The organism is Zhihengliuella sp. ISTPL4, assembly GCF_002848265.1.
Lineage (GTDB): Bacteria > Actinomycetota > Actinomycetes > Actinomycetales > Microbacteriaceae > Microbacterium.
Window position 1 is genome coordinate 2,617,094 of record NZ_CP025422.1, and the last position, 25,211, is coordinate 2,642,304.

The window sequence follows — 25,211 nt, forward strand, 5'->3', positions numbered from 1 at the left end:
GATGGTGGAGCCTAGGAGATTCGAACTCCTGACATCCTGCTTGCAAAGCAGGCGCTCTACCAACTGAGCTAAGGCCCCGTGAGGGAATTCTTGAATTGAAAGGGTGGGGCTACCAGGACTTGAACCTGGGACCTCTTCATTATCAGTGAAGCGCTCTAACCGCCTGAGCTATAGCCCCGTCAACCTCCAGAACTTTACCGGAGTTTCCGCGAAAAACCGAATCGAGGGCGAGGATCCCGTCCGGATCCCCGCCCTCGACCGGCTCACCGGCCCGGATCGATGTTCACGCTGCCCGCGGCCAGCGACACGTCGATGGTCCGGCGTGCGCTGGAGGACTCGTCCACGGTCGCATCGAAGGACCCGGCGTTGACGTCCTGCGTGATCCGGTATTCCACCGCGGGGAGGGTCAGGTTCAGCGACCCGGCGCTCACGTCGATGGTGGTCGCCGTCGGCGCGTCGCCGGTCAGTTCGACGGACAGGTCGCCCGCAGCGATGCCGAGGTCCGCCTGGTCGACGCCGTCGAGGAGGACGTCCGCCCGTCCGGCATTCATCTGCACGTCGAAGCTCTCGGCAGCCCCCGAGACGTCGAGGGAACCGGCGTTGACCTGCACCTCCAGGGCGTGGAACTCGCCGGCCACGTCGAGGGATCCGGCGTCGAGCGTGAAGCTCGCGTCGAGACGGGCGCCTCCCAGCTCCTCGGGGAGGGTGAGGACGACGCGCTCCTCATCGCCGAACCAGTTGCCGAACCACCAGCCGAAGGCCGGCCGCGGGCTCCGGACGACCAGCTCGTCGGCTTCGCGCTCGAAGGTCCATGCGGACTCCCGGCCGTTCGTCACGGAGAGTTCCGCCGCATCGACGTCCGCGAAGACGACTCGCACCATGCTCGCATCGGCGTCGAGGTCGATGGCCTCGAGGCCGTCGACGTCCAGGGTCTGCACGGAGTCCGGCCGGCTGGACGAGAGGATGTTCCCCGTCGCGGCCACGGCCGCCGTCCCGCCCGCGCCGAGGAGCGCGATGCCTCCGACGACGGCGGTGACGATCATGACCGCGGTGGCTCCGGGGGACCGTCCGGGTTCCGGACCACTCGGTGTCGGAGCGGAGGGGCTGGTCGTCTGCGGGGGCGGGGGAGTGATCGGCGTGTGCCCGCCCTCTGCTCCGCTGTTCTCGGTGGTCATCGTGAGGCTCCTGTCTGGCCGTTCGACGGCGTCGTGCCGCCCGAGTTCTCGAGGTGGGCGAGCGCAGCGAGGACCCGGCGGTTGCCGGATTCGTCCTGCTCGAAGCCCAGCTTCTGGAAGATGGAGGTGATGTGCTTCTCGACGCTCGCCTCCGAGAGGAAGAGGAGGCCGGCGATCGCCTGGTTCGACTTGCCTTCCGCGACGAGGGCGAGGACGGTGCGCTCCCGCTCCGTGAGCCGCATCATGCGGTCATCCCGGTTGCGGCGGGTCAGCAGCTGTGCCACGACCTCCGGATCGAGCACCGTGGCGCCGTCGGCGATGCGCTGCACCGAATCGATGAACTCGGCGACATCGGCCACCCGGTCCTTCAGCAGGTAACCGAGCGGTCCGCCCTGCGCGGCGATGAGGTCGGAGGCGTAACGCTCCTCCACGTACTGGGACAGCACGAGGATCGCCAGCGACGGATGCACCGTCCGGAGGTCGAGCGCCGCCCGGATGCCCTCGTCCGTGAACGTCGGCGGGAGCCGCACATCGAGAATGCAGAGATCCGGCGTCATGGACGTCACGGCTTCGCGGAGTCCGGTGGTGTCGGTGAGCGCGGCGACCACCTCGTGGCCGGCGTCCTCGAGCAGTCGGACGAGGCCCTCGCGGAGGAGGACGGAGTCCTCGCAGATCAGGATGCGCATGGCACGTTCACCTCCAGGCTGGTCGGCCCGCCCTGGGGGCTGTCGAGTCGGAACGTGCCGCCCGCGGCGAGGATCCGGTTGGCGATGCCGTCGAGGCCCCCGCCCGGGATGACCTGGGCTCCGCCCATGCCGTTGTCCTCGACCCGCGCCCAGAGCGTGTTGCCCTCGCGGACCCGGACGGTGACCCGTGCCTCACTGGCCCGGGAGTGCTTCGCCGCGTTCGTGAGCGATTCCGCGATGGAGAAGTACACCGCCGCCTCCGCGTCCCGGCCCGGCCGCTGAGTCCCTGAGCCGCCGCCCTGGGTCCCTGAGCCGCCGCCCTGGGTCCCTGAGCTTGTCGAAGGGTCCATCCGCACATCGAGCTGCACGGGGATGGGGGAGCGGCTGGCCAGCGCCGACAACGCGGCGTCCAACCCACGGTCGTCGAGCACGGAGACGTGTATCCCGCGGGCGAGCTGCCGCAGCTCGGTGATCGCGGCCTTCGTGGAGGTGTGTGCCTCGGAGATGAGCTCCTTCGCCGCGTCCGGGTCGGTGTCGATCTTCTGCTGAGCGAGGCCGAGGGTCATCCCGACGGAGACGAGCCGGGGCTGGACGCCGTCGTGCAGATCACGCTCGATCCGCGTGCGCTCGACGTCGGCGGCGCGGACGGCACCCTCACGCTGGGCCGTTGAAGCCTGCACGCGGGCGGTGAGTTCCACCTCTCGTGCGCGGGCGACGATCGCGAGAGCGAGTGTGCGGCCCAGGAGGGCGAGACCGACGATACCGGCGGCCGAGACCAGGGCACCGAGGATGCCGATCAGCGGCGCCCACGAGACCGGGATCTGTCCGCCGCCGAACGGTCCGACGATCGTCTCGGCAGGCGTCAGCGGCGCGAAAGCGATGATGATCGACCAGAGGAGCGCCCAGAACAGCCGGAGCACGACGAAGCCGAGGACCGCCGTGATCGCGAAGTTCGCGACCGCGCGCCACATCCGTCCGTCGATCGCCTGTCGACCGAGGGCCCGGAGCCAGCCGCCGAAGCCGGGGCGGTCGCGCGGCTGCAGCCGCAGCGGGGTGTTCGGTACCCGATACAGCCCCGCGACCCGAGCGATCTCGAACCAGCCGACGCCGAACAGGGCGTACACGAGCCCGACGAGGACGACGATCCCGATGCCGAAGACGAAGAGGAGGCCGAGTCCCGTGCCGAGGAGTCCGCCGAGCATTCCGAAGAGGGCTCCGCCCAGCACGCCGACGCCGGCGAGATGCAGGATCGTGAGCGGGATGCGCAACGGCGGCTTCACCGCGGAGGCGGTGTCCGGGGTCGCAGTCTGTGTGGTCATGCTTCCACGGTAGGGCCGCCGCGTGGCGCCGCCCACCGAGTCAGCCGGACACTCCCGTTCGGGTTATCCCTACCCTCACCCGCCGAAACCCCGCCCGATCGCCGAGACCCCGGCCTGCATCGGTGTGCAGGCCGGGGTCTCGGCGGAAAGACGGGGTCTCGGTTCAGTTCGACATGAAGCCGACGAGCAGCCCGCCGGTGACCTTCACCGCCAGGTTGTAGATGCCGGCGACCACGGCGCCGAGCACCGTGAAGACGATGAGGTTGAGGATCGCGACCACGGCGGCGAACGCCATGACCTGCGGCAGACCCACGAGCTCCGACAGCGGGATGGCGCCGTCGGTGAAGCTGCGAACGAACTCGTCGGCGGTGGACATGATGCCGGTGGCCTGGAGCACGAGGAAGATCAGGAAGAACGACACCATCGTCACGACGGCCAGCGCGACGGCACCGAGGAACGAGAGCTTCACCGCGGACCAGAAGTCGACGTAGACGAGCCGGAGTCGGACCTGCTTGCCGCCGGTCTTGCGTGTCGACTTCTTCGCCAGCTTGTCGGCCACTGTGCTCATGCGTCTGTATCCTCGGGTGTCTCAGTCGTCTGGGGGGCCTCGCCGTCGGCATCCGCCTCGGTCTCCTCTTCGGTGAGACCACGCTCGCCGTTCCGGGCGATGGCGAGGATGCGGTCGGCCTCCGTCGTGCGGGCGAACACCACTCCCATGGTGTCGCGACCCTTGGCGGGGACCTCGGCCACGGCAGAGCGTACCACCTTGCCGCTGGACAGAACCACCAAGACCTCGTCGTCCTCGGAGACGATCAGACCGCCCGCGAGAGTGCCCCGATCGTCGTTCAACTTGGCGACCTTGATGCCGTATCCGCCGCGTCCCTGGACGCGGTATTCCTCGACGGCAGTGCGCTTGGCGTAGCCGCCGTCGGTGACCACGAACACGTACTTGCCGGGTGCGGCGACCGAGGCGGACAGCAGGCTGTCGCCCTCGCGGAACTTCATGCCCTTCACACCGGCGGTGGCGCGACCCATCGGGCGCAGCGCTTCGTCGGTCGCCTGGAAACGCACGGACATCCCCTTGCGGCTGATGAGGAGGATGTCGTCCTCAGCGTTGACGAGCAGCGCGCTGACGAGCTCGTCCTCGTCGTTCAGCCGGATCGCGATCACACCGCCCTGACGGTTCGTGTCGTAGTTGTCCAGGCGGGTCTTCTTGACCAGACCGTCGCGCGTCGCGAGGACGAGGTAGTCGGCAACCGCGTAGTCACGGATGTCGAGGACCTGGGCGATGCTCTCGTCGGGCTGCAGCGCGAGGAGGTTCGCGACGTGCGTGCCCTTCGCGTCCCGCCCGGCCTCCGGCACCTCATAGGTCTTCGCGCGGTAGACGCGGCCCTTGTCGGTGAAGAACAGCAGCCAGTGGTGGGTCGTCGTGACGAAGAAGTGCTCGACGATGTCGTCCGCGCGGAGCTGGGCGCCCTTCACTCCCTTGCCGCCGCGGTGCTGAGAGCGGTAGTTGTCGCTGCGCGTGCGCTTGATGTAGCCCTCGCGCGTGACGGTGACGACCATCTCCTCCTCGGCGATGAGGTCTTCCATCGAGACGTCGCCGTCGAAGCCGTGCAGGATGTGCGTGCGCCGCTCGTCGCCGAACTTGTCGACGATGGCGGTCAGCTCCTCGCGGATGATGGTCCGCTGGCGGCCCTCGTCGGCGAGGATCGCCTTGTAGTCCGCGATGAGCGCCTCGAGCTCGTTCGCCTGATCGATGATCTTCTGGCGCTCCAGAGCCGCGAGACGACGGAGCTGCATCTGCAGAATCGCATCGGCCTGGATCTCGTCGATGTCGAGCAGCTTCTGCAGACCCTCGTTCGCATCCTGCGTCGTCTGGGACCGGCGGATGAGCGCGATGACCTCGTCGAGCGCGTCGAGCGCCTTCAGATAGCCGCGCAGGATGTGCATGCGCTTCTCGGCCTCGTTCAGGCGGAACTGCGTCCGCCGCACGATGACGTCGATCTGGTGGGCGATCCAGTTCGAGATGAAGCCGTCGATCGCAAGGGTCCGCGGGACCCCGTCGACGATCGCGAGCATGTTCGCGCCGAAATTCTCCTGAAGCTGCGTGTGCTTGTAGAGGTTGTTCAGCACGACCTTCGCCACCGCGTCCCGCTTGAGCACGACGACGAGGCGCTGACCCGTGCGGTCCGAGGACTCGTCGCGGATGTCGGCGATCCCCGTGATCTTGCCGTCACGCGCGAGGTCGCCGATCTTGACGGCGACGTTGTCCGGGTTCACCTGGTACGGCAGCTCGGTGATGACCAGGCAGGTTCGGCCCTGGATCTCCTCGACGTTGACGACCGCGCGCATCGTGATCGAGCCGCGGCCGGTCCGGTACGCCTCGTGGATGCCCTTCGTGCCCAGGATCTGCGCGCCAGTCGGGAAGTCCGGTCCCGGGATGCGCTGGATGAGGCCGTCGAGAAGCTGCTCGCGGGGGAGGTCCGGGTTGTCCAGTGCCCAGAGCGCGGCGTCGGAGACCTCGCGCAGGTTGTGCGGCGGGATGTTGGTCGCCATGCCGACCGCGATGCCGACCGAGCCGTTGACGAGCAGGTTCGGGAAGCGGGACGGCAGGACCGTCGGCTCCTGGGTCTGGCCGTCGTAGTTGTCGGCGAAGTCGACCGTGTCCTCTTCGATGTCGCGCACCATCTCCAGCGCGAGCGGAGCCATCTTCGTCTCGGTGTACCGAGGCGCCGCCGCTCCCATGTTGCCGGGGGACCCGAAGTTCCCCTGACCGAGAGCGAGCGGGTACCGCAGCGACCACGGCTGCACGAGACGGACGAGGGCGTCGTAGATCGCCGAGTCGCCGTGCGGGTGGTACTGGCCCATGACCTCGCCGACGACGCGCGCGCACTTCGAGAACGACTTGTCGGGACGGAAGCCGCCGTCGTACATGCCGTAGATCACGCGCCGGTGCACCGGCTTGAGACCGTCGCGCACGTCGGGGAGAGCACGGCCGACGATGACCGCCATGGCGTAGTCGAGATAGCTGCGCTGCATCTCCGACTGCAGATCGACCTGGTCGATCTTGCCGTGCTCGTGGCCCTCGGTGATGTCGGGGCGTTCTTCGTCAGTCATGTGTCTTTCCTGGTTGGCTGAGCTTGTCGAAGCATCCGGGTCCCCTTCGACGAGCGCAGGGACCCGTGGTCATCAGATGTCGAGGAAGCGGACGTCCTTGGCGTTGCGCTGGATGAAGCTCCGGCGCGACTCCACGTCCTCGCCCATCAGCACGCTGAAGATCTCGTCCGCGGCGGCGGCGTCCTCGATGGTCACCTGACGGAGCGTCCGCGTGGTGTGGTCCATCGTGGTCTCCCAGAGTTCCTTGGCGTTCATCTCGCCGAGACCCTTGTAGCGCTGGATGCCGGCGTCCTTCGGGATCCGCTTGCCGTTCTCCAGCCCGTAGGCGAGCAGCGCGTCGCGCTCGGCGTCGCTGAACACGTACTCGTGCGCCGCGTTCGACCACTTGAGGCGGTAGAGCGGCGGCATCGCGAGGTACACGAAGCCGGCCTCGATGAGTCCGCGCATGTAGCGGAACAGGAGCGTGAGCAGCAGGGTGGTGATGTGCTGGCCGTCGACGTCGGCATCGGCCATCAGCACGATCTTGTGATACCGCGCCTTCTCGATGTCGAACTCCTCGCCGATGCCCGTGCCGAAGGCCTGGATCATCGCCTGGACTTCCTTGTTGCCGAGCGCCTTGTCGAGACGCGCGCGCTCGACGTTGAGGATCTTGCCGCGCAGCGCCAGGATCGCCTGCGTGTGCGGGTCGCGACCCTGCACCGCCGAGCCGCCGGCCGAGTCCCCCTCGACGAGGAAGATCTCGCTGATCGACGGGTCCTTGCTCGTGCAGTCCTTGAGCTTGTCCGGCATGGCCGCGGACTCGAAGACGCTCTTGCGACGCGCGGTCTCGCGCGCCTTGCGGGCGGCGAGGCGTGCCGTCGCCGCGTCGATCGCCTTGCGGATGACGTTCTTCGCCTGGGTCGGGTTGCGGTCGAACCAGTCGCCGAGCTGATCGCCGACGACCTTCTGCACGAAGGCCTTCGCCTCGGTGTTGCCGAGCTTGGTCTTGGTCTGACCCTCGAACTGGGGCTCGCCGAGCTTGATCGAGATGACGGCGGTCAGCCCCTCACGCACGTCGTCGCCGGAGAGGTTGTCGTCCTTCTCCTTGAGGAGGTTGTTCGCACGGGCGTAGCGGTTGACGAGGGTGGTGAGCGCCGCCCGGAAGCCCTCCTCGTGCGTGCCGCCCTCGTGGGTGTTGATCGTGTTCGCGTAGGTGAACACGTTCTCCGTGTAGGACGTCGTCCACTGCATCGCGACCTCGAGCGAGATCTTGCGCGCCGTGTCCTCCGACTCGAACGCGATGATCTCCTCGTTCACGACCTCGGCATGACGCACCTTGTTCAGGTACTCGACGTAGTCGACGAGACCGCGCTCGTAGAAGAACACGTCGCTCGGCTGCTTGGTGACTGCCTGGCCGTCTTCCTCGGTCTCGTACGCGGACTCCGGACGCTCGTCGGACAGCTCGATGCGCAGCCCCTTGTTGAGGAACGCCATCTGCTGGAACCGGGTGCGGAGCGTGTCGTAGTCGAACTCGACGGTCTCCTGGAAGATCTCCGCGTCCGGCCAGAACGTGATGCTCGTCCCGGTCTCCTCGGTAGTCTCGCCCTTCTCGAGCTTCTGCTGCGGGACGCCGCCGCCGGCGAAGCTGTGCCGCCAGACGAAGCCCTTCTGCTTGACCTCCACGTCGAACCGCGTCGACAGAGCGTTCACGACCGAGGAACCGACTCCGTGCAGACCGCCGGAGACGGCGTAGGCGCCGCCACCGAACTTGCCACCGGCGTGCAGGATCGTCAGGACGACCTCGACGGTGGACTTCGACGGATCGGAGGAGTGCGGGTCGACGGGGATGCCGCGGCCGTTGTCGACGACACGCACGCCGCCGTCGGCGAGGAGGGTGACGAGGATCGTGTCGGCGTAGCCGGCCAGCGCCTCATCGACGGAGTTGTCGACGATCTCGTAGACGAGGTGGTGCAGCCCCCGGGGGCCGGTCGAACCGATGTACATGCCGGGGCGCTTGCGCACGGCCTCGAGTCCTTCGAGGATCTGGATCGAGTCGGCGCCGTACTCACCGGGCTGCTGCTTCTTCGGTGCGGGTGCCGCCGATTCTCCGGCCTGTGAGCCCGACGAAGCGTCGTTGTTCGGTTCCGTCTCGTCAGCAGGGGATTCAGGCGTCATCAGAGGGCATTCTCCAGATCGATATCTCGAACTCCCATTCTAGCCGGGTTTCGAGTCGAAATGCCGCTCAACGGCCGCGTGTGGCCCTCTGAGCGTTTCGGACCCCTTGCATGGTGCCCTACCCGTAGGTATCGCGCGGGCCCCGCCCTGGAACGGCTCTGGGACCCCATTTCCACGAGGGGACGTCCGGTCCGATGAACCGGAGGTTCTCCACCCCGGCCTCCGGATACCGACGTCCGATCTCCGTGAGGATGGTCGCACGCATGAACTGCAGGTTCTTCGCCCACGCCGTCGAATCGCACTTCACGGTGAGCAGTCCCCGCTCGAGCGACACCGGCTCCGAGTGCTTCGCGGTGTCGGCTCCGGCGAGGTCGGCCCACTGCCGGACGAGGTCCTCCCGCGCGAGCGTCGTCTCCCAGCCCGACTCGCGGGTGAGGGTGTCGAGGACCGCGCCGAGGGTGCCCGGATCGCGTCCGGGAGTGAACGGCGCGTTGTCGTCGTCGACGGAGATCCGTCGCTTGCGCTTCCAATTCTTGGCGCTCGGTTTGAGCCCGCGCAGCCGCAGGTAGGTGGCGACGGTTTCCGGAGCCTCCGCCGGAGCCGCGGTGTCGGCGACGACATCAGTCATCCTGCGCACCCTCCTCTTCCTGCGACCGGCCGCGCTCGTCCGTGATGGTGCCCGCTGCGATGCGGACGACGTGGGCATGGAGTACGTCGGGGATATCCTCCTCCACCGCCGCGGTCACCACCACCTGCTCATAGCCCGCGGTGAGGCTCGCGAGGCGTTGACGTCGATCGGCGTCGAGCTCGGCGAAGACGTCGTCGAGGATGAGCACCGGGTCGCCGGCCGGGGATTCGCTGCGCAGCAGCTCGGCCGACGCGAGACGGAGCGCGAGCGCGACAGACCAGGACTCGCCGTGCGAGGCGTAGCCCTTCACCGGGAGGTCGCGGACCCGCAGCACCAGGTCGTCCCGGTGCGGGCCCGTGAGGGTGAGGCCCCGGTCGAGTTCGTTGGACCGCTTCGCGGCGAGGGAGGCGCGGAACATCTCCGAGATCCGGCGGGCATCACCGCGCAGGTCAGCAGCGGAGGCGGCGCCGTCTGCGGCATCGCGGTCCTCATCGTCTTCCGGGTCGCTGCCCGCGACCGACAGCGCCCAGTCGAGCCGCGGCCGGTGGTCGGCGCCGGCGATCGCCGCGTAGGCATCCGCGACCGGCTGCTGCAGATCGGTGGCGAGCCGCTGCCGTGCGGTGATGATCTCCGAGCCGAGGGAGACGAGCTTGTCGTCCCAGACGTCGAGCGTGCTCAGCGCCTCACCGCGGACACCCCGTGCCCGCGCCGACTTCAGCAGGGCGTTGCGCTGCTTGAGCACCCGGTCGTAGTCACCGAGTACCGCGGCCAGGCGGGGAGTGCGCTGGATGAGGAGCTGGTCGGCGAACCGCCGGCGGGCGGAGGGGTCGCCGCGCACGATCTGCAGGTCTTCCGGCGCGAACAACACGACATGCGCATAGCGAGGAAGCTCGTTGGTCTTCGAGGGCGAACCGTTGATCCTGGCCTTGTTCGATCCCTGTCGGTTGAGCTGCACCTCGACGAGCACCCGCCGCTCACCGTGCGAGAGCCGTGCTCGGATGACGGCGAAGTCCTGGCCGTCCCGCACCATCGGGGCATCGGACGACACGCGATGCGACCCGAGAGTCGCGAGGAACACGACCGCCTCGGCGAGATTGGTCTTGCCCTGGCCGTTCCGCCCGACGAGGACGTTCGGTCCGCGGTGCAGCGTGAGCTCCGCGGTCGCATAATTGCGGAAATCGACCAGGCTGAGGTGCTCCACAATCACGGAGCCAGCCTACCTTCCGGGTCGGACACTCCCTCGGGACCCGAGGCGGTACTCAGCGCAGGAGGAGGTTGGGCTGGAGGAGGTACTTGAACGAGTCCAGACCGGCCTGGTCGACCGAGGTCTGGCTCGTGATGAGGACCGGGCTCAGCTTGTTGGCGTTGTCGCTGGAGGTGAAGGTCACCCGCACGAACTCGCTCTTCACCGCGCCGAGGGCCTCGATGAGGTACTGGGGGTTGAGGCCCAGCGTCACCTCGTCGCCACCCGAGAGGATCGCGTCGACCGACTCGGAGGCGCGGGCGTGCTCGCTGCCCGAGGCGTCCATCGTGACGCTGTCGGTCGAGAACGTGAAGCGCAACGGCGCCGCACGATCCAGCACGAGCGACACACGGCGGACGGCCTCGATGAGGTCCGCGGTGTTGACGACCGCGTAGTGGTCGGTCTGCTCCGGGAAGAGGCGGCGGACCGGGGGGAAGTTGCCCTTGATGAGCAGCGACGTCACGGTCTTGTTGCCGGCCGTGAACGCGATGATCTCGCGATCCCCGGCACCCGAGAAGGCGATCTGGATCGTGCCGGCGTGGCCGAAGGTCTTGCCGACCTCCACGAGGGTGCGGGCGGGGACCAGTGCGGTGGCCTCGACGGCCTCGCCGTCCCACGGCACGTCGCGGAGCGAGACGCGATAGCGGTCGGTCGCCACGAGGCTGAGGGTCTGACCCGTCACCTCGAGCTGCACGCCGGTGAGCACCGGGGTCACGTCGTCACGGGATGCGGCGAAGCCGACCTGGGCGATCGCGGTGCCGAACTCGTCGGCTGGGACGACGCCGGAGGATCCGGAGACCTCGGGAATCGACGGGTATTCCTCGACCGGCATGGCCGCGAGGGTGAAGCGCGCCGAGCCGCAGGTCACGGCGATACCGCCGTCATCCTCGACCGCGATCTCGATCGGAGCGTTCGGCAGGCGGCTCGCGATGTCGGAGAGCAGCCGTCCGTGGACGAGGATCGTGCCGGATGTCTCGACCGTCGCCTCGATGGTCGTCCGCGCGGAAGCTTCATAGTCGAAGGCCGAGAGCGTGAGCCCGGAACCGTCGGCTTCGATCAGGACGCCGGCGAGGATCGGCTGAGGATTGCGCTGCGGGAGAAGCTTGACGACGAAGGACACAGCCTCGCTGAAGACATCGCGGTTGACCTGAAACCTCACGGGTGCTCCCTTGTCGTCGAACATGACGGGTCGTCGTCGGGTCCTGCCAATGCAGGGAATCCCATGCTAGCCCCACAGTCCTGCGGTTCCCTACGCCGGAGCACTTGTCATGCCGCCGACGGTTCTCCCCACCGTCTGGTGATCGGATCGCACCCTGAATGACTTAACTCCTTAACGGTGTTAACACCTGTGGATACTGTGGATAAGTCGGTGGAAAGCAAGCGCGAGTAGGGAACTACACACTTGTCACTTGTGGAGACCCTGAGGAATCCGCGGGTGGATGAGGGTCCATCGCGATTCGACCGTCCCGCGGTTATCCACAGGTTTCCCCGATCGACACACATCTGCTTCGGCGCGTTCCACGGTCATCCACAAGTTATCCACATGTGCATAGACGCATCTATCGGACGGTCGGAAGCCCTGTCACACGCCGAAGGGACGCCGTCCGGTGTCGGATGCGGCGTCCCTTCGCTGCTGTGGCGCGTCAGCGACGACCGAGCTGCGTGGTGATCTCCGTGACCTGGTTGTAGATCGAGCGGCGCTCCTTCATGAGCTCGCTGATCTTCTTGTAGGCGTACATGACCGTCGTGTGGTCCCGGTTGCCGAAGAGCTGCCCGATCTTCGGGAGGGAGAGGCTGGTGCGCTCACGGCAGAGGTACATGGCGATCTGCCGGGCGGTGGCGATCTGCTGGGAGCGGCTGGAGCCGTAGAGATCGTCGACGGTGAGCTTGAAGTACTGTGCGGTCGCCGTGATGATGTCGGTCGGCGAGATGATGTTGTCCTCGGCCGTGTCGATGATGTCCCGCAGCACGGTCTGGGCGAGGGAGATGTCGAGGGCCGAGCGGTTCAGGCTCGCGAACGCCGAGACCCGGATGAGGGCGCCCTCGAGTTCGCGGATGTTCGAGGACACCACCGTGGCGATGTACTCGAGCACCTCGTCGGGGATGTGGAGGGCTTCGCTCTGCGCCTTCTTGCGCAGGATCGCGATGCGGGTCTCGAGGTCGGGTGCCTGCACGTCGGTGATGAGGCCCCACTCGAAGCGGCTGCGCATGCGGTCCTCGAAGCCGGTCAGGTGCTTCGGCGCGACATCGCTCGTGATCACGACCTGCTTGTTGTGATCGTGCAGGGTGTTGAACGTGTGGAAGAACGCCTCCTGCGTCTCCGCGCGCCCCTGGAGGAACTGGATGTCGTCGATGAGGAGGATGTCCACATCGCGGTACCGGGCCTGGAACGCGGCGCCGCGGTTGTTGGCGATCGAGTTGATGAAGTCGTTCGTGAACTCCTCACTGGAGACGTAGCGCACCTTGACCCCGGCGTAGAGGGACTGCGCGTAGTCGCCGATGGCGTGGAGGAGGTGGGTCTTGCCCAGTCCGGAGTCGCCGTAGATGAAGAGCGGGTTGTAGGCCTTGGCCGGCGCTTCGGCCACCGCGACCGCCGCGGCATGGGCGAACCGGTTGGACTGGCCGATCACGAAGTTGTCGAAGGTGTACTTCGGGTTGAGGCGCGACTCGTGGCGCACGGCCGCGGGCTGCTCCATCGGGGACTCGGCGCGCACCGGTTCCTGCCGACCGAAGTCCGCCACGGCGATGGGGGCGGTGGGCTGCTCAGCCAGTTCGTGGTTCACGACGACCCGGTACGAGGTGACCTCCTCGCCGATGTGCGCGAGGGCCTCCATGATGGGCAGCCGGAGGCGCTTGTTGATCTGAGCCGCGGTGAGGTCGTTCGGCACCTCGAGGTAGAGCGTCGCCGACATCACGCCGGCCGGTACCGCGAGACTCAGGAACCCCTGGAGCTGGGGGGTGACCCGGTCGTCGGCTTCCAGCAGCTCCTGCACCGTGGTCCAGATCGGGACTTCGGGCTGGGCTGGTGAGGACATGGTGCTCCGGACGATGTTCGGGAAGGGAGCGCGGGAGAGGCTGCCCTGTGGATAACTACGGATGCCCACGCTAGTCATCGCCGTCCGGAACGGCAACCTGCCGCAGAGAATCAAGCCCTGTGTCGGGTGGGTCGTCCGGACCGGGGCTGTGGATAGTTCCTGTGCGGAGAGGAGCCCGAAGCCCTCATTCCGCGTCGTACTCGCAGCTGACCGTGCCGGAATCGGAGGTCTTCTCGACGACCAGCTCGTCGTTCCAGAAGATCTTGCAGCCGACGGTCTGATCCTCGCTGTCGTTCGGAGCCGTGATCATGATCCACGTCGACGACTTCGAGGTGGTGTACTGCGCGTTTCCCACGGCAGGCCAGGGGAGGGTCCTGGTCTCGGTATCACCGCTGAATGTCGCGGTCACCCCGGACTGCGGTCCTGTTCCTTCGAGGAACACCTTGTTCAGCGGCGGCGACCAGAGTCCGCTCAGGAAGACGATCAGCAGGACGAGGTCGAGGCCGAGCGAGGCGATGGCCACACCGAGTCCGATGCGCGCCGAGCGGCGCTGATCTGAGGGGGAACGTCGCGCCCGACGCCCCAGGACGATCCCGCCGATCGCGGCTGCCGCGCCGAGGAGGAAGACGGGGATCAGCCGGGGGTTCTGAAGTGGGTGATACGGAATGAGTATGGCGGTCAGGAGAATCAGCGAGACGACGCCCGCGGCGATCGCGGCGTTCGCGAGAGCTCGCGACCGTCCGCCGTCGTCGGCGATGCCGGAACCGGAACGGATCTGCTGATGGGTCATCGCGGCCTCTCGGTAGGAGAACAGTTCCCGCTGCATCGATGGTGCGAATAGCATATCGACGGCCGTATCGCGCTCTCGTTCGCGGAGCGGCGGACAACCGCGACAGGCAGATTTGCCCTGTGCGCCGCCAAGACGTACCCTTAATCGGTTGACTTATGCCTGTACGGCAGTTCCCCATGTCTCCGGTCGAAGTGAATCCGGTGGCAGCATTCCCGGAGTGATCTCATGAGCAAGCGCACCTTCCAGCCCAACAACCGTCGTCGCGCCAAGAAGCACGGCTTCCGTGCCCGTATGCGCACCCGCGCCGGCCGTGCCATTCTGTCGGCACGCCGCGCGAAGGGCCGTACCGAGCTCTCCGCGTAAGCAGCTGTGCTCGCCCGCCCGTTCCGATTGACCCGCGGGAGCGACTACCGACTGGTCGTTCGACGCGGATCGCGTTGTGGCGGGGCGCGCGTTCTCACCTCGATGTTGTCGACGGGTGAGAGCAGAGCAGCGCGGTTCGGTTTCATCATCAGCAAGCAGGTGGGCACCGCCGTGGTGCGCAACACCGTGCGTCGGCGACTCAAAGCCGTCTGTGCGGAGGCGCTCCCGGGCGTCCCTCAGGGCACGGATGTCGTCATCCGTGCCCTTCCTGCGTCTGCGACGGCGTCCTATGCAGAACTGCGCAGCGATGTGCACCGCTGCCTGGGGCGGCTCGCGCCGATCGAGGCCGCATCATGACGGCGCTGCCGGCGTCGTCAGTGGGCACGGGGGAGCTGCACGGCCGGGATGTGCTTCGCAGCATCCCGCTGATCCCGCGCAATGCCGTGCTCGCGTTCCTCGCGGGATACCGCAAGGTCATCTCGCCGATGTACGGGGATGTGTGTGCGTACTACCCCTCCTGTTCCGCCTACGCTGTAGGTGCGGTGCAGCAGCACGGCGCCGTGCGGGGGGCTCTGCTCTCGGCGTGGCGCATCCTCCGCTGCAATCCCTGGTCTCGCGGAGGCGTCGACGACGTCACACCGCATCGACACTTCCGCTACGACCTGACCGCACACGGTTTCGTCGTCCCCTCCCGAAAGGACTGATCGGTGGGTCTTGACCTTCTGTTCGCCAGTGCCACCCCCAGCCCGGAACCGGCATCCGGCGGATTCGATCTGCTCGGCACGATCCTGTGGCCGCTGAAGTGGGTCGTCGAGCTCATCCTCGTCGCCTGGCACTGGCTGCTGACGGCCGTCGGTCTCCCGGCGGCGTCCGGCATCACCTGGGTCCTCTCGATCGTCGGCCTCGTGATCGTGGTCCGGGCAGCGCTCATCCCGCTGTTCGTGAAGCAGATCAAGAGCCAGCGGAAGATGATGGAAATCGCTCCTGAACTGCGCAAAGTCCAGGAGAAGTACCGCGGTAAGAAGGATCAGCTCTCTCGTGAGGCGATGAGCCGCGAGACGATGGCGCTGTACAAGAAGCACGGCACGACGCCGATGTCGAGCTGTCTGCCCCTGCTCGTGCAGATGCCGATCTTCTTCTCGCTTTACAGCGTGCTGAGCGACGTCAGCAAGCATGCGCGCGACAACGTGGGTGGCGTCGGCCTGCTGAGCCCGGAGCTCACGAAGGAGTTCTACGACGCGAAGCTCTTCGGCGTCGCGTCACTGCACGAGACGCTGGGCAATGCCATCGACGCGCAGAACGTCACGGCGATCATCATCCTGGTCACCCTCGTCGTCCTGATGATCGCGTCGCAGTTCATCACCCAGCTGCAGATCATCTCGAAGAACCTGTCGCCGGAGGCCAAGACCGGCCAGGCGTACCAGATGCAGAAGATCATGCTCTACGTGCTCCCGCTGGGCTTCATCTTCTCGGGCGTGTTCTTCCCGCTCGGTGTCGTCATCTACTGGTTCATCTCGAACCTGTGGACCATGGGCCAGCAGTTCCTCGTCATTCGCGAGATGCCCACCCCGGGTTCCGAAGCGGCGAAGGCACGTGAGGAGCGACTGGCGCGTAAGGGCAAGGCCATCGATTCCTCGGGCAAGGTCGTCCCGATGTCGGTGTACGAGGCTGAGCAGCAGCGTCTGCTGGAGGAGGCCGAGAAGGCCAAGGCCGAGGCGCCGAAGCGGCAGCAGCCCGTCGGCAAGAAGCGTGCGAAGAAGAAGGGGAACGCGTCATGAGTGAGGTCGCGACCGAGAGCATCGAGCCCACCGTGGCCCAGCTCGAGAACGAGGGCGATGTCGCCGCGGACTACCTCGAGGAGCTGCTGGATATCGCCGACATCGACGGTGACCTGAACCTCGACGTCCGTCAGGGCCGCGCGTACGTGTCGGTCGAAGCCGAGGGGGACTCTCTCGCGCTGCTCTCCGCTCCCGACACCGTCCAGGCGCTGCAGGAGCTGACCCGCCTGGCGGTGCAGAACAAGACCGGCTCCTTCTCGCGCCTCATCCTCGACATCGGAGGGTCTCGCGACGCACGACGCCGTCAGCTCGTGGTCCTGGTCGAGGCGGCAGCCGCGAAGCTTGACGAAGGCTCTTCCCAGGCGTCGCTGCCGGCGATGTCGAGCTACGAGCGCAAGCTGGTGCATGACATCGCTGCGGAGCGTGGGCTCGTCTCCGAGTCGTACGGCGAGGGCGCGGACCGCCACACGGTCCTGCGTCGTCACTGACCCCGCGGAAGTCGAGTACTGGCGGGTGTCCGAGACGAGCGATTCCGGCGAGAAGATCGTCGAGCAGGAGCCGACTGTCGCTGCCGAGCTGTTCGGAGACCGCGTGGAGATCGCTCGGCGGTTCACGGACTCCCTCGCGCGTGAGGGGGAGGAGCGGGGTCTGATCGGGCCGCTCGAACTGCCCCGCTTGTGGACCCGTCACATCCTGAACAGCGCGATCGCCGCCCCACTCTTCCACGGTTCCGTGGCGGACATCGGGTCTGGTGCCGGACTGCCCGGTCTGGTGCTCGCCATCGCGCGCCCCGATGTGTCATGGACGCTGGTGGAGCCGATGGAGCGTCGGATCAACTGGTTGACGGAGCAGGTGAACGACCTCGGGCTCTCGAACGTCACCATTCTCCGTGCGCGCGCGGAGGACGTCCGTGCGAAGGGTGCCTTCGACGTCGTCACGGCCCGCGCGGTGAGCGCATTACGTACTTTGATTCCACTGACGGCTCCGCTGGTCCGCGACGGCGGTGAGCTTGCCCTCCTGAAGGGGATGAACGCCGCCAACGAGATCGAGGCGGCGCGGAAGCAGATTGCGAAGTTCAAGCTCTCCGACGTTCGCGTCGAGGTTCTGGGTGAGGGACTGCTCCCCGAGACGACTCGGGTCGTCCGCGCCCGGGTGCGCTGAGGACCTCGCCGTTTCACGTGAAACACCGCCGCTCGGGCGGGGCGGTGGTGCGCCTACACCTGTGCTGGCGACGGGTACCGGCTTGGGTGTGGGTGCAAACTTCCGTGCTCTCCTCGGCGGGGGCCACCGTCTCAGCGATTGAGCCGATACCCTCTTGCGTGGCACGTATGGGGGTGAGCGCGAGGTGGCTGATGTTTCACGTGAAACGGTGGCGAAATGTCGATGCGGCGTGGCAGGGCGCCATTCTCGACCCGACAAAGTCGAGTCGGGGACATCACGCCTGTTCCGGCTGCGATGGTCCCGGATCGATGACGGACGTCCGTCGGGCGGCCCCACGAGTGCCGGGCTCGTTGGTGCGGCGGAGGAGTCCATCCATCGCGGGAGCAATCTCACCGGGGCGGTCGGAGAGGAGTGCCACGTCTTAGCGGGCCCGCCTCGGAGTCGGGGGAGCCGATAGACGCCGTCAGAACCGTCCCTCGCATCGGGGAAGCAGGCGACGGGCGCGCTCACAAGGCCTCCGACACTCCACGGAAGGTGCGTGGGGTGACCGTCGAGACCTCCCGGGAGCGTGAGCGCGGTCTCCGGGCGCCCCGGAGTTCCGGATGGTTGTGCTGCTGGGAGGTCATTGCCAGCTCTCCTCGTCGGATACCTTTCAGCCCGACACCGGTGTTGGTCGGCGCTGACGAGTCAACGATCGGAGGGTCTGTCTTCTCAGCGGCGGAGCGCAGAGTCTGCACTGAGTGAAGACCCGGATGGGGGGCACGGCCGAGCCGTTCACATCAAAGAGCACCGTTTCACGTGAAAGGTCATTCGGTGTGCATCGAGCGCGGTCTCCGTCGAGCGCTGACCGTCTCTCCGCCTTCTGGACGTGGTCCAATGGGGACGGGAAGAGGCGTCTCCATATGTCAGGAGTACAGTGATCGACTGTTTCACGTGAAACGGATGCGGCTCCTCTGGCCGGCCTTGACAGTGTCGGGGGGCCTGTCGCTGCGCTGGGAGGACCGATCGCGCGTGGGTGCGTGGGTGGTCACGGTGAGCGCGATGTCTGGCAGGGGGTCGCTTTCCCCTGCCCTGGGCGCTATACGCTCTCCATGAGCTTCTATCGACGGGACCGCGTTCAACGCCGTCGGCTGGGTCGTCGCGCCGGATCCTGTGCGCCCCTGCGGGTGTCGACGTCGCCCGCGGGCCGTCGGTAGGCAAGAAGGTCACCCGGTCGGCGCAGGCACGCCGGGAGTTCCCCCGCTGTTCCCTCTCTATGGGGAACACATCCTCTTGCGCGCACCCGGAATCGTGAACCGGAAGAATGCACCGCAGGACGGGGCGTGTTTCACGTGAAACGGTGCGTGATCGGGCAGCGGGTTCGCGGGGCGGGGGGGGGGACCTGCCGTCGCAAAGGAAGAAGGGAAGCGCCGGACCGGGGTCAATTTCCCCATGCACCCCGGTGCTGTGTTCTACCTCGTGGCTCCGACGCGGGTGGCGGCAGGCAACCTGACGCCCTGAGGAGTAGAGAGAGGGACATCCGGCGTCCAGAGCTGGGGGAGGGTGCCCATGGGGGGCGGGGAGGTCAAGGCGTGCGAACAGGGGCAGGCCATGAGGAACGTCGGGTCGAACCGCGCGGCGGAGTCGAGGGACACCGGACTGCGCAGGCCGATGCTTCGAGGGCGCGCGATGGCGACTTGCGAAGACGCAGTGCTCGAGAGGTCGGATCCCGGATCATGACTGAGGTATCGGACTCGCCTGGGAACGCCGGTGTACGAACGCGGGGGCGTCTCTTCGCGCTCCGCCGGCATCACGTGGCGCGAAGCAGCGGGCGACGAAGTCCGCCTTCCGCCGGCCGTGGCGTAAGCCCCGTTTCACGTGAAACGGAATCGACCGGAGCATACCGTCCGCATGTCTGCGGACGTGCGCGGACGGCGAGCATCTCTGCCGCGCGGTCGCGCCTGTAATCCGACGTCCGCCCCTGCGATTAGAGTGGAACGCGGCCCCGAAAGGAGTGGGTGTTTCACGTGAAACAGTCCGAGAAGGCATCGTCCAACGAATCGTTCGGGATGGATACCCCCCTCGCGCGAGAAATCGCGGATCTCTCCGTTCGACGCCGCGCGCTGGAAGCGGTGTCCGTCGAATTCAGCGGAGAGACCCGCATCCTCACGGTGTCGAATCAGAAGGGCGGCGTGGGGAAGACCACGAGTGCCGTGAACATCGCATCCGCGCTGGCGGGCCTGGGTGCGAAGGTTCTCGTCATCGACCTGGATCCGCAGGGGAATGCTTCCACCGCGCTCGGCGTCCCGCACAACGCTGACACTCCGAGCGTGTACGACGTCCTCATCGATGAGTTCCCTCTCGCCGAGATCGTGCAGCCCAGCCCGGAGAGCCCGAACCTCTTCTGCGCGCCGAGCGCGATCCATCTCGCCGGCGCTGAGATCGAACTCGTGGCGCAGGTCGCCCGGGAGCATCGTCTGCGGCGGGCTCTGGAGGACTATCTCTCCGAGAATCCCGTCGACTTCGTCATCATCGACTGTCCTCCGTCTTTGGGCCTCCTGACGATCAACGCGTTCACCGCCGCGAACGAGGTCTTCATCCCCATCCAGTGCGAGTATTACGCATTGGAAGGCCTGAGCCAGCTGCTCGGCAGTATCCAGATGATCCAGAAGCACCTCAACCCAGGCCTGCACCTGTCGACGATCCTCCTCACGATGTTCGACGGCCGCACGCGCCTCGCGCAACAGGTGGCAGAGGAAGTCCGTTCCCACTTCCCGTCGCAGGTGCTGGACACCGTGATTCCGCGGTCGGTGCGCGTGTCGGAAGCCCCCAGTTTCGGCCAGACGGTCATCGCTTACGACGGTCAGTCCGCCGGAGCGATCGCGTACCGTGAGGCCGCCGTCGAGATCGCGTCACGAGAGACGCAGAGCAAGGAGAAATGATGGCGAAGCGCACCGGACTCGGCCGAGGAATCGGCGCCCTGATCCCCACGGCAGATCAGGCAGAACGTCCTGTCGACGTGTTCTTCCCCGGAGCCAAGATCGCTCCGGCGGCCGAAGCCCCCTCGGCGGACACGGAAACGACTGCTGAGGCCGAGCTGGAGGCCGTTCCCGGAATTCACCTCATCCAGGTCGACCCGCAGGCGATCGTCCCCAACCCGCGTCAGCCGCGCACGCACTTCAACCCCGAGGACCTCGCGGAGCTCGTGCACAGCGTCCGGGAGTTCGGCGTGCTGCAGCCCGTCGTCGTCCGCAAGAACGCCGAGGGCGAGTACGAACTGATCATGGGGGAGCGGCGTACCCGTGCCGCCCGAGAGGCCGGGCTCGAGTCGATTCCGGCCATCGTCCGCGACACCGCCGACGAAGACCTGCTGCGGGACGCGCTGCTGGAGAACCTGCACCGCTCCGAGCTCAACCCGCTGGAAGAGGCATCGGCGTACCAGCAGCTCCTCGATGACTTCGGCATCACGCAGGAGGAGCTCGCGGCGCGGATCGGCCGTTCCCGCCCCCAGATCAGCAACACCATCCGCCTGCTCAAGCTCCCGGTGCCGGTGCAGCAGCGAGTGGCAGCGGGGGTGCTCACCGCGGGCCACGCCCGCGCGATCCTCAGCGTCGACTCGCCGGAGGCGATGCAGCGCCTGGCGGACAAGGTCGTGAACGAAGACCTCTCCGTCCGCGCCACGGAGGAGGCCGCCAAGTCGCAGCCCTCTGCAGGGAAGGCAGCGAAACCCACCCCGGGCGCCCGCCGTGCGTACCTCGACGAGGTGGCCGGGAAGCTCGGCGACCGCCTCAACACCCGGGTCCGCATCGCACTGGGTGCTCGGAAAGGCCAGGTCACGATTGATTTCGCATCAATCCAGGATCTGAACCGGATCCTCGAGGAGCTCGGCGAAGAGGGGTACGGCTCCGCGCGGTGACCCCGCCCCGCCGCGGCGGTGACATAGACTCGTGATCTTCACGATGCGAGGGGATGTCATGTCCAGAACAGCTGATCCAGCGAGTATCAAGCGTCGGGTGATCGCCGTCAGTATCGCGGCGGCTCTGGGCGGATTCCTCTTCGGCTTCGACACCGCCGTGATCAACGGTGCCGTCGACGCTCTCGCCGGAAACGTCTCCGGCTTCGACCTCGGCACCGGCCTCAAGGGCTTCGCTGTCTCCTCCGCCCTCATCGGTTGCGCGATCGGCGCGTGGTTCGCCGGCCCGGTATCGAACAAGTTCGGCCGCATCCCCGTGATGGTCGTGGCCGCAGCGATGTTCTTCGCTTCTGCGATCGGTTCCGGACTCGCGTTCAGCGTGGTCGACCTCATCATCTGGCGCGTCATCGGCGGTCTCGGCGTCGGTGCCGCCTCGGTGATCGCGCCCGCCTACATCGCCGAGGTATCGCCGGCAGCGATCCGCGGACGCCTCGGTTCGCTGCAGCAGCTCGCGATCGTCCTCGGCATCTTCGCCGCGCTGCTTTCGGACGCCCTCCTTGCGGGCATCGCTGGCGAGGCCGATCAGCCGCTGTGGGGCCTGACCGCTTGGCGCTGGATGTTCATGGTCGCGGCCATCCCCGCGCTCGTCTACGGCCTGGTCTCCCTCCGACTCCCCGAATCCCCTCGGTACCTGGTCCGCAAGGGTGAAGTGGACCGCGCGGCGGAAGTGCTCCAGACGGTCACGGGAACCATCGACACCGACGCGAAGATCAAGGAGATCACGGGGACGATCGACACGGAACGCTCCGAGTCCCTGCGCGACCTGCGCGGCAGCCGGCTGGGCCTCAAGCCGATCGTGTGGGTCGGCATCCTGCTGTCCGTGTTCCAGCAGTTCGTGGGCATCAACGTCATCTTCTACTACTCGACGACGCTGTGGCAGTCGGTGGGCTTCGACGAATCCAGTGCCCTGCTCACCTCGGTGATCACGTCGGTCACGAACATCGTCGTCACGATCGTCGCGATCCTGCTCGTCGACCGCATCGGTCGCCGGATCATGCTGCTCGTCGGCTCCGTGGGCATGACGGTGACGCTCGGCCTCATGGCGCTCGCCTTCTCGTTCGGCACGCTGGACGCCTCGGGCACGGCCACGCTTCCGGATCCGTGGGCCACGGTGGCGCTCATCTGCGCCAACGGCTTCGTCGTGTTCTTCGGCGCCAGCTGGGGACCGCTCGTGTGGGTCCTCCTGGGCGAGATCTTCCCGAACTCGATCCGGGCCGGCGCCCTGGCCGTCGCCGCCGCCGCGCAGTGGGTGGCGAACTTCTTCATCTCGACGACGTTCCCCGCGTTCGCAGAGATCGGTCTGACGTTCGCCTACGGCTTCTACGCCTTCTTCGCGCTCCTGTCGTTCTTCTTCGTGTTCTTCAAGGTCCCGGAGACCAAGGGCCGAGAGCTCGAGGATATGAGCGAGGATGCGAAGGTGGAGCGCCGACCCCGTCGCGCACGCGCGTAGGCTGGAGGGATGACCGAGTCCGTTCCCCGTCGCGCCAGCCTGGAAGTGCTGCGCGCCGAGGCGTCGGACGAACTCGCCGTCCTCGTGCAGGAGCGTCTGCTCGGCGGTGAGGACCCGTGGGAGTTCATGGAGGAGCTCCCCAGCGTCGATGAACTCGTCGTCTACCTGCTCCGCGCGGACAACATCGCCGCGAACGACGGTGTGCGTCCCAACGCCGCACGCCACTATCGGGTTCTGCGGCAGATCGCCCTCGAGTATCCGGAGCTCACACCGGCCGTGTGGGGACTTCTGGACGAGAAGCAGCGCCACCGTCGCTGGGACCCGCGCATCGCCGACGCCTCCTGACGCCGATGCTCCTCGTTCCCTACGACCCCTCGTGGCCGCAGCGGTTCGAGGAGTTCGCCTCGTCGATCCGGACGGCTGCTGCGGACGACTGGATCATCGAGCACATCGGCTCCACCGCGATTCCCGGGATGAGCGCGAAGCCGATCATCGACCTCGCGGTGCGCGTGGAGACCGGGGAGCAGTTCGACGCCCATCGGTCCGCACTGGAGACGGCCGGTTGGCGCCTCGGCAGCGGGGTTCGCACGCATCCGGTGATGATCGCGGAGTCGACCGGAGAACGGGTCGCCATCGCGCACTTCTTCCGCGCGGAGGAATGGGATGCCGTGTCACAGCGCCTCTTGCGGGACTGGCTATGCGCCCATCCGGCGGATGCGGAGCGATACGAACGCGCCAAGCACGAAGCGGCGCGGGCTGCGGCCGAAGGGAGGTCCTCCTACAACGCGGAAAAGACCGCCGTCATTCAGGAGATCGTCGACAGGGCACGGGCAGCACGCGGTCTCGGCGCGGTGGATGTGTACGACAAGCGCTGATCCGGGCCGGCGCGCCCGGCGCATACGAAAAGGGCCGCACCGGAAGGTGCGGCCCTTTCACGTCGTGGGGGATCAGCCGAGGAAAGCGGCGAGATCCTGCTCGAGAGCGAACTTCGGCTTGGCGCCGATGATCGTGGTCTTGACCTCTCCGCCCTGGAAGACCTTCATCGCCGGGATCGACGTGATCTGGTACTTCATGGCCAGCTCCGGGTTCTCGTCCACGTTGAGCTTGAGGATCGTGATCTTGTCGGGGTTGTCGGACTGGATCTCGTCCAGCACCGGCGCGACCATACGACACGGACCGCACCACTCGGCCCAGAAGTCCACCAGCACGGGACCATCGGCCTGCAGCACGTCCTGCTCCCAGGTCGCCTGGCTCGTTGCCTTTGCACTCATCAGAGTTCTCCTTGTTCGAGGTTCGCCTGTTGCAACAACGGGCGGGGGGAAAGTGTTCCCGGCCCGATCAGGCCGTGATGACCTCGGCGGCCTCGGCCGCGGGGACCTCGACGGACGCGTCCTCGAGGTCGGCGAGGAAGTGCTCCGCGTCGAGGGCCGCGATCGTGCCCGTCCCGGCAGCGGTGATGGCCTGACGGTAGGTGGGGTCGATCACGTCACCGGCGGCGAACACACCGGGAACCGACGTCCGCGAGGAACGACCGTCGACCCAGATCGTGCCCTCGGGCGTGAGCTCGAGCTTCTCGTGCACGAGGTGGGTGCGCGGGTCGTTGCCGATGGCGATGAAGAGGCCGTCGAGGGGCAGGTCGCGCAGCGAGCCGTCCTCGGTGGAACGCAGCTGCACACCGGAGACGGCGTTGTCGCCGAGGATCTCCACGACCTCGCTGTTCCAGACGAACTCGATCTTCTCGTTCGCGAAGGCGCGCTCCTGCATGATCTTCGAGGCGCGCAGGGTGTCCTTGCGGTGGATGACGTAGACCTTGTCCGCGAAGCGGGTGAGGAAGGTGGCCTCCTCCATCGCCGAGTCACCGCCGCCGACGACGGCGATCGTCTTCTGACGGAAGAAGAAGCCGTCGCAGGTGGCACACCAGGAGACACCGAAGCCGGAGAGACGCTCCTCGCCCTCGATGCCGAGCTTGCGGTAGGCCGAGCCCGTCGCGTAGATGATCGTCTTGGCCTCGTGGGTGGCACCCGAACCGAGGGTGACCTTCTTGACGGGGCCGGCGACGTCGAGTTCCGTGACGTCGTCGTACAGCACCTCGGTGCCGAACTTCTCAGCCTGCTCCTGGAACTTCGTCATGAGCTCGGGGCCCTGGATGCCCTCAGGGAAGCCGGGGTAGTTCTCCACCTCGGTCGTGTTCATGAGCTCTCCGCCGACCTCGACCGAGCTGGCGATGAGCAGCGGCTCGAGGTTCGCGCGCGCCGCGTAGATGGCAGCCGTGAATCCGGCGGGGCCGGAGCCGATGATGATGACCTGACGCATGTGATCTCCGTTAGAAAGGCGGTGCCGTCGAAAGACGTCCGACT

Annotated in this window: 24 protein-coding genes and 2 tRNA genes; 11 read left to right on the top strand and 15 right to left on the bottom strand. The window is 66.9% G+C overall.

Annotated elements, in window-relative coordinates:
- Window positions 1-2 precede the first annotated feature (2 nt).
- The 13 genes from CYL12_RS12465 to CYL12_RS12525 form a co-directional block, all read right to left on the bottom strand.
- Window positions 3-78, bottom strand: a tRNA-Ala gene (locus CYL12_RS12465).
- Window positions 79-104: 26 nt separating this feature from the next.
- Window positions 105-178, bottom strand: a tRNA-Ile gene (locus CYL12_RS12470).
- Window positions 179-263: 85 nt separating this feature from the next.
- Window positions 264-1,175, bottom strand: coding sequence for a DUF4097 family beta strand repeat-containing protein (locus CYL12_RS12475; RefSeq protein WP_158297179.1), 912 nt, complete (start codon window positions 1,173-1,175; stop codon window positions 264-266).
- Window positions 1,172-1,861 (bottom strand): LuxR C-terminal-related transcriptional regulator, encoded by a 690-nt coding sequence (locus CYL12_RS12480; protein WP_101847881.1) that lies wholly within the window; start codon window positions 1,859-1,861, stop codon window positions 1,172-1,174. The genes CYL12_RS12475 and CYL12_RS12480 overlap by 4 nt, the downstream gene beginning before the upstream one ends.
- Entirely contained in the window at window positions 1,849-3,180 is a 1,332-nt protein-coding gene (locus tag CYL12_RS12485; protein WP_101847882.1) for a sensor histidine kinase, read from the bottom strand. The genes CYL12_RS12480 and CYL12_RS12485 overlap by 13 nt, the downstream gene beginning before the upstream one ends.
- A gap of 163 nt (window positions 3,181-3,343) precedes the next feature.
- On the bottom strand, window positions 3,344-3,748 hold the full coding sequence (locus tag CYL12_RS12490; RefSeq protein ID WP_025102877.1) for a DUF3566 domain-containing protein: 405 nt from the start codon (window positions 3,746-3,748) through the stop codon (window positions 3,344-3,346).
- Window positions 3,745-6,300, bottom strand: coding sequence for a DNA gyrase subunit A (gyrA, locus tag CYL12_RS12495; RefSeq protein WP_101847883.1), 2,556 nt, complete (start codon window positions 6,298-6,300; stop codon window positions 3,745-3,747). The genes CYL12_RS12490 and gyrA overlap by 4 nt, the downstream gene beginning before the upstream one ends.
- Before the next feature lie 72 nt (window positions 6,301-6,372).
- Complete coding sequence (gene gyrB, locus CYL12_RS12500) at window positions 6,373-8,454, bottom strand: DNA topoisomerase (ATP-hydrolyzing) subunit B (RefSeq protein ID WP_101847884.1); 2,082 nt, start codon at window positions 8,452-8,454, stop codon at window positions 6,373-6,375.
- A gap of 118 nt (window positions 8,455-8,572) precedes the next feature.
- Window positions 8,573-9,082, bottom strand: a complete 510-nt coding sequence (locus CYL12_RS12505) for a DUF721 domain-containing protein (protein WP_101847885.1) — start codon at window positions 9,080-9,082, stop codon at window positions 8,573-8,575.
- On the bottom strand, window positions 9,075-10,289 hold the full coding sequence (gene recF / locus CYL12_RS12510) for a DNA replication/repair protein RecF (protein WP_101847886.1): 1,215 nt from the start codon (window positions 10,287-10,289) through the stop codon (window positions 9,075-9,077). Before recF ends, CYL12_RS12505 begins: the two co-directional genes overlap by 8 nt.
- Window positions 10,290-10,341: 52 nt before the next feature.
- Window positions 10,342-11,484 carry a DNA polymerase III subunit beta gene (dnaN, locus tag CYL12_RS12515; protein WP_101848795.1) on the bottom strand — a complete coding sequence of 381 codons (1,143 nt, stop codon included), beginning with the start codon at window positions 11,482-11,484 and terminating at the stop codon, window positions 10,342-10,344.
- 484 nt (window positions 11,485-11,968) lie between these two features.
- Window positions 11,969-13,360 (bottom strand): chromosomal replication initiator protein DnaA, encoded by a 1,392-nt coding sequence (gene dnaA, locus CYL12_RS12520; RefSeq protein WP_025102871.1) that lies wholly within the window; start codon window positions 13,358-13,360, stop codon window positions 11,969-11,971.
- A 184-nt stretch (window positions 13,361-13,544) separates the two neighbouring features.
- Window positions 13,545-14,150, bottom strand: a complete 606-nt coding sequence (locus tag CYL12_RS12525; protein WP_199399119.1) for a hypothetical protein — start codon at window positions 14,148-14,150, stop codon at window positions 13,545-13,547.
- Between the two features lie 225 nt (window positions 14,151-14,375).
- On the opposite strand from CYL12_RS12525, the gene rpmH reads away from it, so the two are divergent.
- The 11 genes from rpmH (at window position 14,376) to CYL12_RS12585 (ending at window position 23,729) form a co-directional block, all read left to right on the top strand.
- Window positions 14,376-14,513 (top strand): 50S ribosomal protein L34, encoded by a 138-nt coding sequence (gene rpmH, locus CYL12_RS12530; RefSeq protein WP_022879826.1) that lies wholly within the window; start codon window positions 14,376-14,378, stop codon window positions 14,511-14,513.
- Window positions 14,514-14,519: 6 nt separating this feature from the next.
- Window positions 14,520-14,870, top strand: a complete 351-nt coding sequence (gene rnpA / locus CYL12_RS12535) for a ribonuclease P protein component (RefSeq protein ID WP_101847888.1) — start codon at window positions 14,520-14,522, stop codon at window positions 14,868-14,870.
- On the top strand, window positions 14,867-15,217 hold the full coding sequence (yidD, locus tag CYL12_RS12540) for a membrane protein insertion efficiency factor YidD (protein WP_101847889.1): 351 nt from the start codon (window positions 14,867-14,869) through the stop codon (window positions 15,215-15,217). Before rnpA ends, yidD begins: the two co-directional genes overlap by 4 nt.
- A gap of 3 nt (window positions 15,218-15,220) precedes the next feature.
- Window positions 15,221-16,291 carry a membrane protein insertase YidC gene (yidC, locus tag CYL12_RS12545; RefSeq protein ID WP_101847890.1) on the top strand — a complete coding sequence of 357 codons (1,071 nt, stop codon included), beginning with the start codon at window positions 15,221-15,223 and terminating at the stop codon, window positions 16,289-16,291.
- Window positions 16,288-16,779, top strand: coding sequence for a Jag family protein (locus CYL12_RS12550; protein WP_101847891.1), 492 nt, complete (start codon window positions 16,288-16,290; stop codon window positions 16,777-16,779). Before yidC ends, CYL12_RS12550 begins: the two co-directional genes overlap by 4 nt.
- Window positions 16,780-16,804: 25 nt before the next feature.
- Entirely contained in the window at window positions 16,805-17,452 is a 648-nt protein-coding gene (gene rsmG, locus CYL12_RS12555) for a 16S rRNA (guanine(527)-N(7))-methyltransferase RsmG (RefSeq protein WP_233486740.1), read from the top strand.
- A 2,048-nt stretch (window positions 17,453-19,500) separates the two neighbouring features.
- Window positions 19,501-20,373, top strand: a complete 873-nt coding sequence (locus CYL12_RS12565; protein ID WP_101848796.1) for a ParA family protein — start codon at window positions 19,501-19,503, stop codon at window positions 20,371-20,373.
- On the top strand, window positions 20,373-21,347 hold the full coding sequence (locus CYL12_RS12570) for a ParB/RepB/Spo0J family partition protein (protein ID WP_101847894.1): 975 nt from the start codon (window positions 20,373-20,375) through the stop codon (window positions 21,345-21,347). The genes CYL12_RS12565 and CYL12_RS12570 overlap by 1 nt, the downstream gene beginning before the upstream one ends.
- A 58-nt stretch (window positions 21,348-21,405) precedes the next feature.
- Window positions 21,406-22,854 (top strand): sugar porter family MFS transporter, encoded by a 1,449-nt coding sequence (locus CYL12_RS12575; RefSeq protein ID WP_199399120.1) that lies wholly within the window; start codon window positions 21,406-21,408, stop codon window positions 22,852-22,854.
- A gap of 9 nt (window positions 22,855-22,863) precedes the next feature.
- Window positions 22,864-23,199, top strand: a complete 336-nt coding sequence (locus CYL12_RS12580) for a hypothetical protein (protein ID WP_025102860.1) — start codon at window positions 22,864-22,866, stop codon at window positions 23,197-23,199.
- Window positions 23,200-23,204: 5 nt separating this feature from the next.
- On the top strand, window positions 23,205-23,729 hold the full coding sequence (locus CYL12_RS12585; protein ID WP_101847896.1) for a GrpB family protein: 525 nt from the start codon (window positions 23,205-23,207) through the stop codon (window positions 23,727-23,729).
- Between the two features lie 72 nt (window positions 23,730-23,801).
- Here the strand turns inward: CYL12_RS12585 and trxA are convergent, their stop codons facing one another.
- Window positions 23,802-24,125, bottom strand: a complete 324-nt coding sequence (gene trxA, locus CYL12_RS12590) for a thioredoxin (protein ID WP_025102859.1) — start codon at window positions 24,123-24,125, stop codon at window positions 23,802-23,804.
- Between the two features lie 67 nt (window positions 24,126-24,192).
- The gene (gene trxB, locus CYL12_RS12595; protein WP_101847897.1) at window positions 24,193-25,167 is read right to left on the bottom strand and encodes a thioredoxin-disulfide reductase; all 975 of its coding nucleotides are present in this window, start codon (window positions 25,165-25,167) and stop codon (window positions 24,193-24,195) included.
- Window positions 25,168-25,211 lie beyond the last annotated feature (44 nt).